Source organism: Klebsiella sp. GB_Kp056, assembly GCF_040064755.1.
In the GTDB taxonomy this organism is placed as follows: Bacteria; Pseudomonadota; Gammaproteobacteria; order Enterobacterales; family Enterobacteriaceae; genus Klebsiella; species Klebsiella quasipneumoniae.
This window is the reverse complement of sequence record NZ_JBEAJA010000046.1, coordinates 45,264-60,662: the sequence shown is the minus strand read 5'-3', so window position 1 is coordinate 60,662 and position 15,399 is coordinate 45,264. Positions and strand designations below refer to the sequence as shown.

17 protein-coding genes and 1 pseudogene are annotated in these 15,399 nt (G+C 60.4%); 6 read left to right on the top strand and 12 right to left on the bottom strand.

What is annotated here, in order from left to right:
• Window positions 1-17 precede the first annotated feature (17 nt).
• Genes ABLV52_RS11490 through ABLV52_RS11475 form a run of 4 tightly spaced genes read right to left on the bottom strand, consistent with a single transcriptional unit; the run spans window position 18 to window position 3,509 of the window.
• A complete protein-coding gene (locus tag ABLV52_RS11490) occupies window positions 18-941 on the bottom strand; it encodes a 3-hydroxyacyl-CoA dehydrogenase family protein (RefSeq protein WP_348890397.1) in 924 nt (307 codons plus the stop codon).
• A gap of 11 nt (window positions 942-952) precedes the next feature.
• Entirely contained in the window at window positions 953-2,134 is a 1,182-nt protein-coding gene (locus ABLV52_RS11485; protein WP_186976545.1) for an acetyl-CoA C-acetyltransferase, read from the bottom strand.
• Between the two features lie 9 nt (window positions 2,135-2,143).
• The gene (locus ABLV52_RS11480) at window positions 2,144-2,800 is read right to left on the bottom strand and encodes a CoA transferase subunit B (protein ID WP_048297676.1); all 657 of its coding nucleotides are present in this window, start codon (window positions 2,798-2,800) and stop codon (window positions 2,144-2,146) included.
• A 1-nt stretch (window position 2,801) separates the two neighbouring features.
• On the bottom strand, window positions 2,802-3,509 hold the full coding sequence (locus ABLV52_RS11475; RefSeq protein ID WP_023290007.1) for a CoA transferase subunit A: 708 nt from the start codon (window positions 3,507-3,509) through the stop codon (window positions 2,802-2,804).
• Between the two features lie 140 nt (window positions 3,510-3,649).
• On the opposite strand from ABLV52_RS11475, the gene ABLV52_RS11470 reads away from it, so the two are divergent.
• The gene (locus ABLV52_RS11470; RefSeq protein WP_023290006.1) at window positions 3,650-4,540 is read left to right on the top strand and encodes a LysR family transcriptional regulator; all 891 of its coding nucleotides are present in this window, start codon (window positions 3,650-3,652) and stop codon (window positions 4,538-4,540) included.
• Window positions 4,541-4,585: 45 nt separating this feature from the next.
• Here the strand turns inward: ABLV52_RS11470 and ABLV52_RS11465 are convergent, their stop codons facing one another.
• The gene (locus tag ABLV52_RS11465; RefSeq protein ID WP_002908189.1) at window positions 4,586-4,726 is read right to left on the bottom strand and encodes a hypothetical protein; all 141 of its coding nucleotides are present in this window, start codon (window positions 4,724-4,726) and stop codon (window positions 4,586-4,588) included.
• Between the two features lie 289 nt (window positions 4,727-5,015).
• Here ABLV52_RS11465 and ABLV52_RS11460 point away from each other — a divergent pair, with 289 nt between their 5' ends.
• Window positions 5,016-5,924, top strand: a complete 909-nt coding sequence (locus tag ABLV52_RS11460; protein ID WP_044523663.1) for a DUF535 family protein — start codon at window positions 5,016-5,018, stop codon at window positions 5,922-5,924.
• Window positions 5,925-5,984: 60 nt separating this feature from the next.
• Here ABLV52_RS11460 and ABLV52_RS11455 read toward each other — a convergent pair whose 3' ends face one another.
• Both ABLV52_RS11455 and ABLV52_RS11450 read right to left on the bottom strand, forming a co-directional pair.
• On the bottom strand, window positions 5,985-7,202 hold the full coding sequence (locus ABLV52_RS11455) for an MFS transporter (RefSeq protein ID WP_101881603.1): 1,218 nt from the start codon (window positions 7,200-7,202) through the stop codon (window positions 5,985-5,987).
• 253 nt (window positions 7,203-7,455) lie between these two features.
• Entirely contained in the window at window positions 7,456-7,917 is a 462-nt protein-coding gene (locus ABLV52_RS11450) for a helix-turn-helix domain-containing protein (RefSeq protein ID WP_023290003.1), read from the bottom strand.
• Between the two features lie 60 nt (window positions 7,918-7,977).
• Here ABLV52_RS11450 and ABLV52_RS11445 point away from each other — a divergent pair, with 60 nt between their 5' ends.
• The 4 genes and pseudogenes from ABLV52_RS11445 to chrA all read left to right on the top strand — a co-directional run bounded on the left by ABLV52_RS11445 (window position 7,978) and on the right by chrA (window position 11,408).
• Window positions 7,978-8,214 (top strand): tautomerase family protein, encoded by a 237-nt coding sequence (locus ABLV52_RS11445; RefSeq protein WP_004202976.1) that lies wholly within the window; start codon window positions 7,978-7,980, stop codon window positions 8,212-8,214.
• A gap of 198 nt (window positions 8,215-8,412) precedes the next feature.
• Window positions 8,413-9,606 (top strand): MFS transporter, encoded by a 1,194-nt coding sequence (locus ABLV52_RS11440; RefSeq protein WP_275256519.1) that lies wholly within the window; start codon window positions 8,413-8,415, stop codon window positions 9,604-9,606.
• A 184-nt stretch (window positions 9,607-9,790) separates the two neighbouring features.
• Window positions 9,791-10,072, top strand: a pseudogene (locus ABLV52_RS11435) (chromate resistance protein ChrB domain-containing protein); the annotation flags it as partial.
• Window positions 10,041-11,408 (top strand): chromate efflux transporter, encoded by a 1,368-nt coding sequence (gene chrA / locus ABLV52_RS11430; protein WP_348890396.1) that lies wholly within the window; start codon window positions 10,041-10,043, stop codon window positions 11,406-11,408. The pseudogene ABLV52_RS11435 and the gene chrA, both read left to right, overlap by 32 nt.
• Before the next feature lie 89 nt (window positions 11,409-11,497).
• Here chrA and ABLV52_RS11425 read toward each other — a convergent pair whose 3' ends face one another.
• From ABLV52_RS11425 to ABLV52_RS11405, 5 genes are all read right to left on the bottom strand, one after another.
• The gene (locus ABLV52_RS11425) at window positions 11,498-11,797 is read right to left on the bottom strand and encodes a hypothetical protein (RefSeq protein WP_044523654.1); all 300 of its coding nucleotides are present in this window, start codon (window positions 11,795-11,797) and stop codon (window positions 11,498-11,500) included.
• A 41-nt stretch (window positions 11,798-11,838) separates the two neighbouring features.
• Entirely contained in the window at window positions 11,839-12,270 is a 432-nt protein-coding gene (locus ABLV52_RS11420) for a hypothetical protein (protein ID WP_032453166.1), read from the bottom strand.
• A gap of 1 nt (window position 12,271) precedes the next feature.
• Complete coding sequence (locus tag ABLV52_RS11415) at window positions 12,272-12,748, bottom strand: hypothetical protein (RefSeq protein ID WP_032453165.1); 477 nt, start codon at window positions 12,746-12,748, stop codon at window positions 12,272-12,274.
• 386 nt (window positions 12,749-13,134) lie between these two features.
• A complete protein-coding gene (locus tag ABLV52_RS11410) occupies window positions 13,135-14,556 on the bottom strand; it encodes an FAD-binding oxidoreductase (protein ID WP_049014250.1) in 1,422 nt (473 codons plus the stop codon).
• 26 nt (window positions 14,557-14,582) lie between these two features.
• A complete protein-coding gene (locus ABLV52_RS11405; protein ID WP_348890395.1) occupies window positions 14,583-15,398 on the bottom strand; it encodes an ABC transporter permease in 816 nt (271 codons plus the stop codon).
• Between the last annotated feature and the right edge of the window lies 1 nt (window position 15,399).

The following is a 15,399-nucleotide window of genomic DNA, read 5'->3' as shown; positions in this document are numbered from 1 at the left end:
GGGTACAGAACGCGATACTAGGGTTTCAGGGCGAAGCGCAGCTGGTGTTCCCGGCGCGACTGGATGCGCTGGCGCCGCGCCTCGTCCCAGCGGTAAAAGCCTTGCCCGCTGCGGGCGCCGGTGTCGCCTTGCGCCACTTTCTCCGCCACCAGCGACATCATCTCCGTACCGCTGGCCAGCTCCGGCAGCAGGTGCTGGCAGATATCCTGGACCGTCGCCAGGCCGGTCATGTCCGCCGCCTCCAGCGGGCCGACCATCGCATAGCGACGGCCCAGCGAGGCGCGCATCACCTGGTCCACCACCTCCGGGGAAGCGATGCCGCTGTGGACGATGTGCAGCGCTTCGCGCAGCAGGGCGAACTGCAGTCGGTTGCCGACAAAGCCCGGCGCGGCGCGGTTGAGCACCACCGCTTCCAGCGCGCAGCCGGCGCAAAAGTCGCTTACCTGGCGCGCCAGATGGGGCAGCGTGGCGCTCCCGGGCACCACTTCCACCAGCGGGATCAGGTGCGGCGGATGCCAGAAATGAGCGATCAGTAGCCGTTCCGGAAGGCGCATGCCCTGCGCCAGCCGATCCGGCGGCAGGCCGCTGGTGTTGCTGGCGATAATCGCCTCGTCGGCGATCAGCGTTTCCAGTTTGGCATACAGGGCGTGCTTCAGCGCCAGCCGTTCGGGGATCGCTTCAATCAGCAGCGTGGCGTCGGCCAGCGCCTGCAGCGCCGGGGTGGGGATTAAACGGCTCAGCACGGCGTCGCGGTCGGCGGGATCCTGCTGACCGCTCGCCTCCAGCTCGCGCAGGATCGCCCCGGCCACCGTGGGCACCTCGGCAAGACGTTGCGGATCGGTGTCATACAGGCGGACGGCGTGACCGTGACGGGCGAAATGGCAGGCAATGCCGACGCCCATCAGTCCCGCGCCGAGTACCGCCAGACGTGGTGTAAACATAGTGGCTCCTGTTAACGTTGAAGGGTCATGGCGATGCCCTGGCCGCCGCCGACGCACAGGGTGGCCAGCCCTTTACCGGCGCCCCGGCGCTGCATCTCATGCACCAGGCTGACGAGGATCCGGCAGCCGGAGGCGCCGATGGGATGGCCGAGGGCGATGGCGCCGCCGTTGACGTTGACTTTCTCGCTGTCCCATTCGAGCAGCTGACCGACGGCCAGCGCCTGGACGGCAAAGGCCTCGTTGGCTTCGATAAGATCCACCTCGTCCAGCGTCCAGCCGGCATGCTGCAGCGCTTTGCGGCAGGCGCTCACCGGGCCGATGCCCATCACCGACGGGTCGACCCCGGCGACCGCCGCGCTGACGATGCGCGCCAGCACCGGCAGACCAAGCTCGCGCGCTTTATCGACGCTCATCAGCAGGACCGCCGCGGCGCCGTCGTTCAGGGATGAGGCATTCCCGGCGGTGACGCTGCCATCAGCCGGGCGAAACGCCGGGCGCAGCTGGGCCAGCTGCTGCTCGCTGGTCTCCGGGCGCGGTTGTTCATCGTCGGTCACGACACGCGGCGGCTTTTTGCCCTGCGGAACGCTGACCGGGACGATCTCCTCGCGAAAGCGTCCGGCGGCGATAGCGGCCGCCGCTTTGCGCTGGGAGCTGGCGGCGAAGGCGTCCTGGCGCTCGCGGCTGATATCGAAGGCATCGGCGAGGTTCTCGGCGGTCATGCCCATGTGGTAGTCGTTAAAGGCGTCCCACAGGCCGTCCTGGATCATGCTGTCCTGCAGGCTGGCGTGGCCGAAACGCAGGCCGTCGCGGGCGCCGTGCATCAAATAGGGAGCATTGCTCATGCTCTCCTGGCCGCCGGCGATAACGATCCCGGCGTCGCCGCAGCGGATCGCCTGCACCGCCTGCTGAACCGCTTTCAACCCGGAGCCGCACACCAGATTGACGGTGACCGCCGGGGTGTCCACCGGCAGGCCGGCCCGCAGCGCGGTCTGGCGCGCCGGGTTCTGCCCGCAGCCGGCGGTGAGCACCTGGCCGAAAATCAGTTCATCGACCGCCGCGGCGGGCAGCTGGCAGCGTTCAAGCAGGCTGCGCACCACCGTCGCGCCGAGGTCGACGGCGGAAAGCGGGGCGAAGGCGCCGCGAAAGCTGCCGACCGGGGTGCGTACTGCAGCAACAATGGCAATATCGGTCATGGTCTCTCCTTAGCTGAAGCGCATTTCGCGCACGTCGTCGGCGACGATCAGCCGTCCCGCCGTTTTACGCATCACCTCGTCGGGGCTGACCCCAGGAGCCACTTCGCGCAGGACAAACGCCCCGTCGACAATGTCCAGCAGGGCCAGGTCGGTGAGCACCCGGCGAATGCAGCCCACGCCGGTGAGCGGCAGGGTGCACTGCGGCAGCAGTTTGGATTCGCCGTTCTTTGAGGCGTGGGTCATCACCGCGATGATGTTCTGCGCGCCGGCCACCAGGTCCATGGCGCCGCCCATCCCCTTAACCATTTTCCCGGGGATCATCCACGAGGCGATATTCCCCGCGACGTCGACCTCAAAGGCGCCAAGAACCGTAAGATCGACGTGGCCGCCGCGGATCATGGCGAACGACTGGGCGGAATCGAAGATCGCCGCCCCGGTTTGCGCGGTGACGGTCTGTTTGCCGGCGTTAATCATGTCGGCGTCGATGGTTTCCTCATCGGGAAATTCGCCCATCCCCAGCAGGCCGTTCTCCGACTGGAGCATCACTTCAATACCGGCGGGGATATAGTTGGCCACCAGCGTCGGGATACCGATCCCAAGGTTAACGTAGTCGCCGTCGCGCAGCTCCTGGGCGACGCGCATCGCCATTTGTTCACGGGTTAGCATCTCAGTGCCCTCCGGCGCGCAGGGTGCGCTGTTCAATACGTTTTTCGAATTGCCCGACGATCAGCCGGTCGACATAGATCCCCGGGGTGTGAATGGCGGAGGGCGGCAGTTCGCCCGGCGGCACGATCTCTTCCACCTCCACTACCGTAATGCGCCCGGCGGTGGCCATCAGCGGGTTGAAATTCTGCGCGGTATGGCGGTAAACCACATTGCCGTACCAGTCAGCTTTCCAGCCCTTCACGAGGGCGAAATCGCCGCGAATGGCCTGTTCGAGAATGTAATTTTTACCGTCGAACTGGCGCACCTCTTTGCCTTCGGCGACAGGGGTGCCATAGCCGGTAGCGGTGTAAAAGCCGGGGATCCCGGCGCCGCCGGCGCGGATTTTTTCCGCCAGCGTTCCCTGCGGGGTGAGCTCTACCGCCAGCTCGCCGCTCAGCACCAACTGTTCAAAAAGCGCGTTTTCCCCGACGTAAGAGGCCACCACTTTGCTGACCTGGCGCGATTCCAGCAGCATGCCGAGACCGAAGCCGTCGACGCCGCAGTTGTTGGAAACCACCGTCAACCCCTGCACCTGGCGGCGCTTCACTTCGGCGATCAAATTTTCGGGTATACCGCACAGGCCGAAGCCGCCGGCGAGCAGCGTCATGCCGTCCGTTAACCCTTCCAGCGCCGCTTCGTAGCTGGCGACGCGTTTATCCAGTCCTGCCATCTTGTCTCTCCTGCCTTGCGATAGCCTTATCATTGGCGCTGGCGACTGATTTGATAATTTTGAATTTGTGACCCACTCATTTGGAAATTTTATTAATTTCCTGTTAACTAATTTCTTTCAATTAGTTAACAGGATGAAAAATGAGAATGAGTGTCAAACAGTTACGCGCGTTTTTAGCGGTAGCTCACACTCTCAATTTCGCCCACGCCAGCGAAAGGCTGAATCTGTCGCAGCCAGCTCTCAGCCTGACCATCAAAGGGTTGGAGGAGGCGCTGGGGGGCGCCTTGCTGCAGCGCAGCACCCGCAAAGTGACCCTCACCCAGGAGGGGGAACTCTTTCTGCCGATGGCCCGTCAGCTGCTGGCCGACTGGGATAACGTCGAGGAGGCGATGCGTCAGAGCTTTACCCTGCAGCGGGGCAAAATCTCGGTCGCCGCGATGCCGTCGTTCGCCGCCAACGTTCTGCCGGAGGCGCTGAAAGCCTTCCGCGACCGCTATGCCGGGGTGAACGTCACGGTGCATGACGTGATAAATGAGCAGGTGATCGAGATGGTGCGCGAGGGGCGGGTGGAAATGGGTATCGCTTTCGAGCCATCGCCCAGCCACAACCTGCTGTTTACCCCGCTGGCGGTGGACCGCTTCGTGGCGATCGTTCCCCGGCAATCGCCGCTGGCGAAGAAAAAAAAGCTCACCTGGCAGGAGCTGTTAACCCTCGACTTTATTACCCTCCAGCGCCCTTCGGCGGTGCGCCTGATGCTGGAGGAGGCGCTGGCGCGCAGCGGGCGTCAGCTGGACGTGGCCCTGGAGAGCCATCAGCTGGTGACGGTGGGGAGAATGGTGGCCAGCGGGCTGGGGGGCAGCGCGGTGCCAGCGCTATGCAAAACGCAGATGGCCTCGCTGGGGGCGGTGTGCATTCCGCTTAGCGATCCGCCGATTGAAAAGTGCGTTGGGGCGATTTATGCCGGACATCTGCCGCTGTCGAAGGCGGCGCAGGCGCTGCTGGATACGCTGAAAGGGTTTTTACCCAGCTGAGGGAGCGGGAGGCAAAAAAAACCGGCCCGCGGGCCGGTTTGATAATCAGATTTTGCAGGCGTCGCCGCAATCGTCATCGGCAACGATCGCCTGGGCTTTTTTGTCCGCTTCTTCCAGACGCTCCGCGTTGCGCTCTTCCGCTTCATCCAGGCCGCTGAAGACCAGGTTGTCGAGATCAATTTCCATAAGTTACCTATCGTTGCTGGTTTTGGATCAGCGTCAAGTATAGGGCAAAACCGCCCGCGGATGTACCCGCGCTTCGCGCCGAACGCACAGAGCGTTAAGTCGCTGGGCGGCGGGCATCACCTACCATAATTAATCGTTGACAGGATGGCGTTAATTTTAATTATCGTCGGCAGAACAATTTCCTGCTGCAATATTAAATGAAAGGACAACGAAGGTGTAATTAAGCGTTGACGAATATCTTTTATGTTAATATGGCCGCGATTATGGATGAATCTATGGATCTTAATCAATGGGACATACTGTTGCAGGCGCCATCAAAGAATGGCGTAAACATAATAAAGTGATCGGTCAGGTCAAAATAAACTATAAAAAAATTTTACGAAAATGCAGAGAGCTCTCGCTCGCAGGAGGTAAGTACAGAGAATATCAAGGACTTTGCGCCAAATATCAGTGCGCGCGGTTGACCGCCGTAACCCAGGGGCTGGTGCCTTTCGAGGATAAACCCTTTAAGGCCTATCTTAATAAACGGATGTCAAAACGGCGCAAGCTGGATATTGCCCACGGTTCGCTGAATTTTATCGAGAAAACATTTCAGCCGGATGTGCTGCCGCAGCTCTATAACGTGGCTGATTTTGGCCGGGCGATGTTTGCTATTCCTTTGAAAAATGGCGATAAGCTTGACGTTAAGCTGCTGGCGTCGCCGTTTCAGGAGGAGGGTGAACTGATGCTGCAGCTGTTTCTCGGCGACCGTCGCGTCTATAGCGTCTGTTTTTCCTGTACCGACGATGGCCGCGCCTATATCGGCGGTATTCAGGGCGGAAAAGATATCACCAACGAAGAGGTGAAGGCGCTGACCAAAGAGCTGCATGGCGCGCGGCCGAAAAATATCATCATGAGCGTGCTGTATGGTTTCTTAGGCTATTTCAACATCACCACGGTCTACGCGATCGATTCCGATTACCACGTGAAAAGCGATCTGGTGAAAGCCAGTTACTCATCGCTGTGGCTGGAAATGGGCGGTGAGAAACAGGCTCGCGGCTGGTATAAACTGCCGGCGCAAGAGATCAAAAAAAGTATTGAAGAGGTGAAAAGTAAACACCGCAGCCAGTTTATTAAGCGCGAAGGCATTAAAGAGCTGATTCAGCTCGATATGGCCAACGCCCTGCGGCAAATCACCTTGCGTTCGCGGGTGAATTAACGCCTCTTATACGTCAGGCGGACAGCAGGGGGCTGTTGTCCGCCTGACGATATCCTCTCTTTACTGGCCGCTTTCGCCGACCGGCGGCGACGCGGAGGCGGCGAGCAGCGGGGCGCTGCGCCACCACACCAACAGCGCGACCAGCGCGATAACGCTCAGCACCCCGAAGGCGGTGGCAAAGGAGTAGCGTCCGGCGATAGCGCCGGTTAACGCCGGACTCATTGCCGCCCCGGCCCCCTGCATCAGCATCACCACGCTCTGTCCGGCGTTGACGTGCCCGCTGCCGCGCAGCAGCGAAACGATAAAGCTGGGCACCGCCACCCCCAAAATCCCTGCCGCCAGACCATCAAGAATTTGCACCGGGACCATCATCGCCGGAGCGTCGCTGGAGGCCGCCAGCGCCGCGCGGATGGGCATGATCAGCAGCGCCAGCAGAATGCATCGCCAGTAACCATATTTGTCGATGCTACCGGCGACCCGAATGGCCACCGGGATCATCACCACCTGCGAAATAATCACCGTGGCGGCGGCAAACAGCCCCGGATTGAGGTGTCCCGGCGCGGCGGCGATCCGCATGCTCAGCATCGGCAACAGCGCGGCGTTGGCGAGATGGAACAGCATCAGGGTCACCCCGGCGATCAGCAGCGGCGTATGGCGGAACAGGATGGCAAACCCAGGCAGAGAGGGCGGGACGGCCGACTCGAGGCCGCGGGCGGCGTCATCGTCGATATCGCTGCCGCGGATCGCCAGCAGGGCGATGAGGGTGAACAGGGTGGTACCGGCCATCAGAATGAAAATGCCGCCGATGCCCCAGTACCAGGCGATGGCCCCGGCAATCAGCGCGGTGAAGAAATTCCCCGCGTGGTTGAAGGCTTCGTTTTTGCCCATCTGGGCGCTAAAGCCGCGCTGTCGGGTCAGCCCAAGGGTGATCCCGGCGATTAACGGTCCGACAAAGGCCGCGCAGATCCCGCTGGCGACTTGCGAAAGGGCCACCACGCTGGTCTTCTGACTGAACCAGAGCAGCAGAGTGGTCAGGGTTATCACCAGGCAGACCACGGCCAGCAGCACGCGCTTATGCCGCGAGGTGTCGGTGATGAAGCCGGCGGGCAGGGTCGCCAGCAGGCCAGCAACGCCGCCGATGGTCATCAACAGGCCGATATCCTCCGCCTGCCAGTGACGCTGGGTGAGAAAGATCCCCAGAAACGGCCCAAGGCCGTCGCGAACGTCGGCGATAAAGAAACTGGTCAAACATAAAGCCCGCAGTGAACGAAGCGACATTTTCTACCTTTAGCATGAGCGATCCGCGGATCAGCGGCGGACCAGGGCGGTCATGGCGTGCGCCACGGATAATGGCCGGGATCGGACCCGGCAGAGAGCGTCATCCTTTATCGCACCGTTCGATGAAAGCAAAATGTCCCGCTGTCTTCGGGAAACGTGGCAATGCAACATACCTGCTCGTCGCGGCTTCCGCCAGAGGTCTACGAAAGTTCTGTAACGGGGCAACCGCGCCGCAGCCTGCGCCGCGGGGCTATCAGCGTTCGTCTGCTTTAACGATCTGCAGCGCGGCGGGATTCGCCACGCTGCCGCTGGCGGTGACGAACCCCGGATGGACGGCCTCGCCGCTGACGCTGTCCACCAGCGCAATATGCGGCGCGCTGTGCAGCACCTGCTGGTGGCCCCATTCCATCAGGGCGAACAGCACCAGCGCCAGGCTACGGCTTTTATCGGTGAGAACATATTCATAGCGCTCGCGAGCCCCCGCTTCCCGGTAGGGGACTTTGCGGAGCAATCCCATTTCGGTCATCGTTTTCAACCGGGTGGTGAGCGTCTGGCGGGTGATATGGGTATGCGTCTGCATCGTTTCAAAGCGCGTCACACCGTAAAACGCCTCGCGGAGGATCAGCAGCACCCAGCGGTCGCCGAGTATTTTGGCTCCTTCCGCCAGGCCGCACAGCTCCGGATCGAGGTAGGGCAGTGATTTATTTTTTGACATCGCGAGATTGACCTTCTACTCTGAGTTTGAATTTTAGACTTAGATGCTAAGGAGCATAGCGTGCCATTTGTTAACGTGCAAACCATTAAAGGGATCATGACCGCGGAACAGAAAAGTGAGCTGCTGCGGCGGATGACCGATCTGCTGGTGGAGATTGAGGGGCAGGGCGATCCGCAGTTCCGCCAGTCGGTATGGATCCGCATTGATGAACATGACCCGGAACAGTGGAGCCTGGGGGGCGTCCAGCCGACGGCCGCGATGATTGCGGCTAAATTCGCCGCGGCGCGGCGCGACTGATCCCCTGAATAAACCGGGCTGCGAAGCCCGGCCCGGCGATCTGGCGCAGAAGAGGAGTCAGATCGCCGGGTAATATTGCTATTCGCTATGGTGCAAAAGCGTATTTTGCGGCTAAGGTAACGGTCAGGGAACCCAACAAACAGGGCGCGATGCCAGACGGCCAGCCTGGCGTCACTCTCACACCGGTGAAAACAACGGATGTCTACAGAACAGATGCTGCCGCTGGCGGCGCAAAACAAAAATATCATCCGCCTGGCCGCCGCTCAGGCGCTGGCCGGCGCCAACTCGGTGGTGTTCTACGCCACCGGCGCTATCGTCGGCAATACCCTCGCCCCCAGCCCGTCGCTGGCCACGCTGCCGATCACCCTGTTTGTGCTGGGGATGGCGGCCTCGATTTTGCCTTTCGGCGCGCTGGCGCGAAAGCGGGGCCGCAAAGCCGCGTTTATGGCCGGTACCGGCGCCGGGGTGGTCACCGGTCTGGCGGCCGCTCTGGCGGTGGTGCTGGGCTCTTTTCCGCTGTTTTGCTTCGCCGCGATGCTCGGCGGCGCCTATGCCGCGGTGGCGCTCAGTTTTCGCTTTGCCGCCACCGACGGCGTCGCTCCGGAACGTCGCGCCCGCGCGCTGTCGCTGGTGATGGGCGGCGGTGTGGCCGCCGGGATCATTGGCCCGATGCTGGTCACCGGCACCATGCACCTCTGGCCGACCCATACCTTCGCCTTCACCTTTCTCGCTCAGGCGCTGGTGGCGGCGCTCGCCGCCATTCTGCTGGCAGGCGTGACGTCGGCAGAGCCCGCGGCGGCCAGCGTGCGCGGAGGGCGGCCGCTGCGCGAGATTATCCGCCAGCCGGGCTTCGCCACCACGGTGTTCAGCGGGGCGGTGGCCTATATGGTGATGAATTTTCTGATGACCGCCGCGCCGCTCTCCATGCATATGCACGGTCTTTCCCAGCAGGCCGCCAACCTCGGGATCCAGTGGCATGTGATGGCGATGTACGGCCCGGGATTTGTCACCGGCCGGTTGATCCAGCGCTTCGGCGCCGTGCGCATGGCGGCGGCGGGATTGCTGATCACCGGCGCGTCGGTGGCGGTCGGTCTCAGCGGCGTCGGGGTATATCATTACTGGCTGTCGCTGATTTTGCTCGGCATCGGCTGGAACTTTGGCTTCACCGGCGCCTCGGCGAAAATCATCGATTTCCACCGCCCGGAAGAGAAGACCCAGGTGCAGTCGCTCAACGATTTTCTGGTCTTCGGCGTGATGATCGTGGGTTCGTTTTCGTCCGGCGTTCTGCTCAACGCCTTCGGCTGGAACGCGGTGCTGTGGGGCTCCCTGGTGCCGGTGGGGCTGGCGCTGTTCACCCTGCTGCTGCGCCCCTTATCGCCACCCCGCGCTTAGCGCCAGGTCTGCCGCTGCGCGGGCCGTCTTTTTGCGCTTTTCGCAAATGCGTTGCCGAACTTTATCAAAGCCAGCGCGTGGGAAAACGTCACATACGCGACATGCTGTAGTAATGTCTACAGCATGAGAATGCATCTCCTGACCCTCAACCTGACGATGTCTCAAGCCGCTGAACCCTGAAGAGCACGTCGGCACGCGGGTGACCTTCGACGTTCTGGCCCAACGCTGTGCTCTGGAGGCCGCGATCCCCGATACCCTGGGGCGGTTGATCCACTTCCTGGACGTCGGTGGGGTACCGACCCCGGAGGCGGCGGGAGTGGAGAGTGTGCTTGCAGGGCTGCGGGAAACCATTACGGACGATCACCAACTGCTGGCGGCAGCCTGCTCGCTGTTCGACGGCCTACTGAGATCCTGTGAAATGAGGTCTGGCAATCATGAGCAAAACGGTGGTTCTTCCGCAGAGTGACAGTCCTTCCGTCGTCGCCTCCGTCTCCTTCTGGCAGGCCTTTCGCTTCTGGCTGAAGCTCGGCTTTATCAGCTTCGGCGGGCCTGCCGGGCAGATCGCCATGATGCACCAGGAGCTGGTGGATAACCGCCGCTGGATCTCGGAAGGACGATTCCTGCACGCGCTCAACTTTTGTATGGTCCTGCCCGGCCCGGAGGCGCAGCAGCTGGCGACCTATATCGGCTGGCTGATGCATAAAACCTGGGGAGGCGTCATCGCCGGGGTGCTGTTTATTTTGCCCTCGCTGGCGTTACTCATCGCGCTGGGGTGGATCTACCTCGTCTGGGGAGATGTCGCGGTGGTGGCGGGGATTTTTTATGGCATCAAACCCGCCGTGGCGGCGATCGTGCTGCAGGCGGCGCACCGCATCGGCTCGCGGGCGCTGAAAAATGGCGCCTACTGGGCCATCGCCGCCGCTGCCTTTGTCGCTATTTTTGCGCTGAACGTTCCTTTTCCGCTGATCGTCCTGACCGCGGCGATCGTCGGGTTTATCGGCGGACGGATGGCGCCGGCGACATTCGGCAAAGCGGACACCCACCGTGCGCAGAGTCACCCCGGCGGGGCCGCCATCATTGATGACGCGACGCCGATCCCGGCCCATGCCATTTTCAGCTGGCGGCGTACCGCCCAGGTACTGATCGCCGGGATGCTGCTGTGGCTGTTGCCGATGGCCGCCCTGGCGCTAATGCTGGGCTGGGCGCATCCGCTGACCCAGATGAGCTGGTTCTTTACCAAAGCCGCGCTGATGACCTTTGGCGGTGCATATGCCGTCCTGCCTTACGTTTACCAGGGGGCGGTGACCCACTATGGCTGGCTGACCGCAGGGCAGATGATGGACGGCCTCGCCCTTGGGGAATCCACCCCCGGGCCGTTGATCATGGTGGTGACCTTTGTCGGGTTTGTCGGCGGCTACACCAAAGCGGTATTGGGCGTTGATGATATGTTGCCGGGGGGCATCGTGGCGGCGTGCCTGGTGACATGGTTTACCTTTTTGCCCTCGTTTATCTTTATTCTCGCCGGCGGGCCGTTTATTGAAACCACCCATAATAAAGTGGGATTTACCGCGCCGTTGACTGCTATCACCGCCGCGGTGGTGGGCGTTATCCTGAATCTGGCGCTGTTTTTTATCTGGCATAGCGTCTGGGGACCGTCCGGTTTCGACCCATGGTCTGCGGCCATTGCCCTCGCCGCCGCCGGGCTGCTGTTTCGCTATAAGTGGAAGCTGACCTGGGTACTGGCCGCCGCCGCCGCGGTGGGCCTTATCGTCCATATGGCGGGACTGTCCGGCGCAGGATAAGGTCGGCCTCGGGCTGAGAGAAATGTCGCCAGATGCGGTAGCGGGGAAGAGGCCAGTGCCTGTGCAGGCCCTGGCCGGATGGGGAGCACTTATTTATCTACGGGAGGCTCCACCGCGAGATGCAATTGACAATATTGTTCAACTCCTTCTTTAAGCATCTTAATAATCATTAGCAGCATGGGTAAGTACGGAACGAACTTAACAAGCAGTGAGCCTGTAGATCCGTCAAGCAGCGTCAGCGCGGCATCCACTTTCTTTTTCCATGTTTTGTTATATTCCACGCAAAAATTCTTTACATCGGCTGGCTGCGTTGAACGGGCAATCTGTTCGAGTTCTTCGATGGCGTTGAGTGCCGCTTTTATTTTCTCAATATCAGTTTGTTGTGTCATGTTAGCCTCGTAGTAACAGGAGAAAGAGGATTAACTCATTTTTACTTCCAGGTTTGTGGCTTAAAGAAAAGCCACGGTAAGGTGTAATCGTACAGCGCTTTCACCGGCACTACGGATAAGTGGAAATGCTTATCGTGCGGGCTGGCGCCATGGTAATCGCGCCATACCCATGGCTGGACAGAAGCGCTAATAATATGTTTGTTCCAGATAATGTATTTAATTCGTTTGTCTTTGCTGTCGACCAGTGCATTGACAATCGCCTGAGCATCACACCCCTGAGCGGGATCGTGCGTAATATCGATAGCCGTAACCACACCAATATTTCCATCCAACACCTGCGGGTTATGATCCGAGTTTGTGTGGGCATGATGTTCATCACCAATGGTGCCATCGCTGGCCTTATTGCGGTGCGGAGCATATTGATTAATCTGATCTCTGAGTATCAGCAGACTCTTTGCGACACGCCATACCATGTTATTTACCCTCCGGATTGAAACAGGGGTTTGAGCTGACCGGTTCTGCGCCAGGAACCATGTCCTGATAAACCGGAGATGGGGGGAGAGGATCGACTACTGTATCCGCTTTCACGCTGTTGACTTGTTGCTTCTTCAGGTTCTTCACTTGCAAAAGATAATTAAGGATAGCGTTCCAGAACGCAGACCCTCCGCTCGCCATCAAGCCAATACATAATGTCATCAGATCCGGGTGTTTAAAGGCCGAAAAACTGCCGGCGACGAAGGGTTGCGTCAAAAACGCCGTCACAATTCCGGCCACCACCGCTAATAGCTGCAGGGCAGATTTGCGTTTTCCTTCTATGACTGGATCCTGCTTTTCCAGATTAAGCCAGGGAAAATATCCTTTAATAATCTCTACCACTCTTTCCGAGGCGATACTAATGGCGATCAGCATCGTAATGATGTTTTCAAGTTGCGAAGAAATGGCATCGCTCATATCACCCTCACTATTTCTGTGTTGAATAAAAATAAATGACAACGTTTTTAACAAGTGTTTACTGCACAGGAATAATTCCTGGCGGGTAAGTTTCACGGTCATTTTTTATTGTTCAGGTAGGCAAGGGGCAAGTGATAATTTAATGATCGCGAATAATAAACTATTTGCCAGTACCTGCCAGAAATGACAATTTAACTCGAGAGCAATATTGAACCGTGAATTTAACCCGCGATAATAAATTTATCGTCGCTTTTTTGATGAGTATAACGGAGGAAACAGAGACGCCACTCATTCATATGAATGAGTGGCGTAAAAAAACTCGCCGTGCGGGTAGGGGGAAGAGAGACGGGCCCGCTCCGCATTTGCCCGTACGCGGAGCGGAGCGATCAGGTCGCGGGCGTTTCGCGGGTGGCCCGCGCCAGCGGGTTGCTGTCCAGTTCCAGCTGGTCGCGCAGCGCCCAGCCGCGCAGCTTGCCGGGGTTAAGCAATCCCGCCGGGTCGAGAGATTGTTTCACCGCCACCACGTCAGGGCGAATCACCCCTTGTTTGCCGTCCTCAACCTGCAGCACGTGGGGGTTGTTAATTTTGACGTCGTTATCGCGAAATATCTGCATGATCGCGTTGAGACGTTCGGGCGTGGTATAGCGCACCAGCTGCAGACCGCTGGCGGTGAGGTTGCCTTCGATATCGCGCAGAAATTCAATATGAGACATCACCTCCCCGGCGAAATGCTGTTCCATCTGTAAAATTTGCTGTGGATAGCGCTGCGGATCAAACGCGGTCTGCAGATAGGTCAGTGTATTGTCCACCTTGAGCGCATGCAGGGTGGTGTGGTTCCAGCAGTATTCCATTAACGAGCCATTGTGCGCCCGGGCCTCATCGCTGGCCTGGCGGATGGCGTTGGCCCCGCGATGGCGCTGTAACAGGCTGGCGCACACGCCTTCGCTCTCTTCGGCGATCAGGCTGATAACCGCATGCTGCCCGGCGCGGTAACGATCGTTGAGGTGGCTAAAATAGTCAGCGATCGGGGTGGCCAGCAGCGCGACCTGGCGCTTCACCAGCCCCGGCGAGCGGACGCAGGCGTTGGCATAGTTCAGGGCATCGGCGAAATCGTCAAACACGTCCAGGCGTTCTATCCACTGGTGCACGGGAGCCAGCGCCAGCTCAACCTCGAGAATGATGCCATTGGTGCCGTAGGCGTGATGCAGCAACAGCGCTTCGGGAGCCGGGACGGTCAGTACGCGAGGGACCGGCTCGACGGTCATCACTTTGACGCTGAGCACATTGCCGGGCGCCGCCAGCGGCCCATAGTTGATGGAGCCGATGCCGCCGAACCCGCCGCCGTAAAGGCCGCCCAGGCTCGCCAGGCGGTAGGTCGACGGCATACAGCGCAGCTCCCAGCCCGTCGGGCGGGCGGCGGTTTCGATGTCCGCCAGGCGAATGCCGGCCTGGGCCCTCACCGTGCCGTTGCCGAGGGCGACGATCTGGTTGAGCCCGGTCATATCCACCAGCATCCCTCCTTCGAGAGGGACCAGCTGTCCATAGTTGCCGGTGGCGCTGCCGCGCAAGGTCAGCGGCAGCTGATGCTGCGCGCAGGCGGCGACCAGCTGGCGCAGCTCCTCTTCATCGCGCGGGCGAACCACCGCGTCCGCCTGTTTTCCCGCCAGCTGCTCGGCGAGTACCGGACTGAACCAGTGAAAATCGCGGGAAAGCCGTTTGAGTTTCGCCGGCTGCAGGGTCCACTCCAGCGCCGGGAGTGCCTGCTGGATCGCCGCGACCGCTTGTTGACGCTGTTCATCAGTCATCATTCTTTTTCCTGTTCGTCAGCAAAACATTAATGAGATTGCACGGCTTCGCTTTCATGCCAGGCGCTGAGCGCCCGGCGCGAGACCCAGGACATCACGCCGAACAGCGCGATCCCGGCGAGAGAGATCAGCAGCAGCGCGGCAAACATCAGCGGGATATCCAGCTGGTAGCCGGCCTGCAGGATCTGATAGGCCAGCCCGGTATTGGTCCCGCCAGTGCCGGCGACAAACTCCGCCACCACCGCGCCAATCAGCGACAGCCCGCTGGAAATACGCAGCGCGCCGAAGAAATAGGGCAGCGCCGAGGGGATACGCAGCCGCACCAGGGTCTGCCAGCGGCTGGCGTGATTGAGGCGGAAATAGCTCAGCAGGCCGGGGGAGACGCTGCGCAGTCCCTGGGTGGTATTGGAGATGATGGGGAAGACCGCCATCAGAGTGGCGCACACCACCAGCGAGAGGGTGGCGTCCTTCACCCAGATGATGATCAGCGGGGCGATGGCGACGATCGGCGTCACCTGCAAAAACACGATGTAGGGAAACAGGGCGGTCTCCACAAAGCGGTTCTGCACCAGGATAAACGCCACGGCGGAGCCGATGACAATCGACAGCAGAAACGAGATCAGGGTGATCTTGAGGGTGAACAGCAGCGCCAGTAGCAGCGGCGTGAGATGCGTCCACAGGCTGTCCAGCATCACCAGCGGCGACGGCACCAGAAAGGCCGGGATGCGGAAATAGCTTACCGCGCCCTGCCAGAGGAGCACCACCGCCACCGCGACGAGGGTCGGATAGAGAATTTTGAGAAAACGCGGATGCTGGATCCACGGCGTTGAGGTTGTGGTCTTCATA

What these genes read in the sequence shown, in the direction of transcription:
- ABLV52_RS11455 (WP_101881603.1), bottom strand. Translation starts at nt 7,202, where the DNA reads ATGTCGCTTCGTTCACTGCGGGCTTTATGTTTGACCAGTTTCTTTATC.
- ABLV52_RS11450 (WP_023290003.1), bottom strand. Translation starts at nt 7,917, where the DNA reads ATGTCAAAAAATAAATCACTGCCCTACCTCGATCCGGAGCTGTGCGGC.
- ABLV52_RS11440 (WP_275256519.1), top strand. Translation starts at nt 8,413, where the DNA reads ATGTCTACAGAACAGATGCTGCCGCTGGCGGCGCAAAACAAAAATATC.
- ABLV52_RS11415 (WP_032453165.1), bottom strand. Translation starts at nt 12,748, where the DNA reads ATGAGCGATGCCATTTCTTCGCAACTTGAAAACATCATTACGATGCTG.
- ABLV52_RS11460 (WP_044523663.1), top strand. Translation starts at nt 5,016, where the DNA reads ATGGGACATACTGTTGCAGGCGCCATCAAAGAATGGCGTAAACATAAT.
- ABLV52_RS11480 (WP_048297676.1), bottom strand. Translation starts at nt 2,800, where the DNA reads ATGCTAACCCGTGAACAAATGGCGATGCGCGTCGCCCAGGAGCTGCGC.
- ABLV52_RS11470 (WP_023290006.1), top strand. Translation starts at nt 3,650, where the DNA reads ATGAGAATGAGTGTCAAACAGTTACGCGCGTTTTTAGCGGTAGCTCAC.
- ABLV52_RS11475 (WP_023290007.1), bottom strand. Translation starts at nt 3,509, where the DNA reads ATGGCAGGACTGGATAAACGCGTCGCCAGCTACGAAGCGGCGCTGGAA.
- ABLV52_RS11485 (WP_186976545.1), bottom strand. Translation starts at nt 2,134, where the DNA reads ATGACCGATATTGCCATTGTTGCTGCAGTACGCACCCCGGTCGGCAGC.
- chrA (WP_348890396.1), top strand. Translation starts at nt 10,041, where the DNA reads ATGAGCAAAACGGTGGTTCTTCCGCAGAGTGACAGTCCTTCCGTCGTC.
- ABLV52_RS11465 (WP_002908189.1), bottom strand. Translation starts at nt 4,726, where the DNA reads ATGGAAATTGATCTCGACAACCTGGTCTTCAGCGGCCTGGATGAAGCG.
- ABLV52_RS11420 (WP_032453166.1), bottom strand. Translation starts at nt 12,270, where the DNA reads ATGGTATGGCGTGTCGCAAAGAGTCTGCTGATACTCAGAGATCAGATT.
- ABLV52_RS11405 (WP_348890395.1), bottom strand. Translation starts at nt 15,398, where the DNA reads ATGAAGACCACAACCTCAACGCCGTGGATCCAGCATCCGCGTTTTCTC.
- ABLV52_RS11490 (WP_348890397.1), bottom strand. Translation starts at nt 941, where the DNA reads ATGTTTACACCACGTCTGGCGGTACTCGGCGCGGGACTGATGGGCGTC.
- ABLV52_RS11410 (WP_049014250.1), bottom strand. Translation starts at nt 14,556, where the DNA reads ATGATGACTGATGAACAGCGTCAACAAGCGGTCGCGGCGATCCAGCAG.
- ABLV52_RS11425 (WP_044523654.1), bottom strand. Translation starts at nt 11,797, where the DNA reads ATGACACAACAAACTGATATTGAGAAAATAAAAGCGGCACTCAACGCC.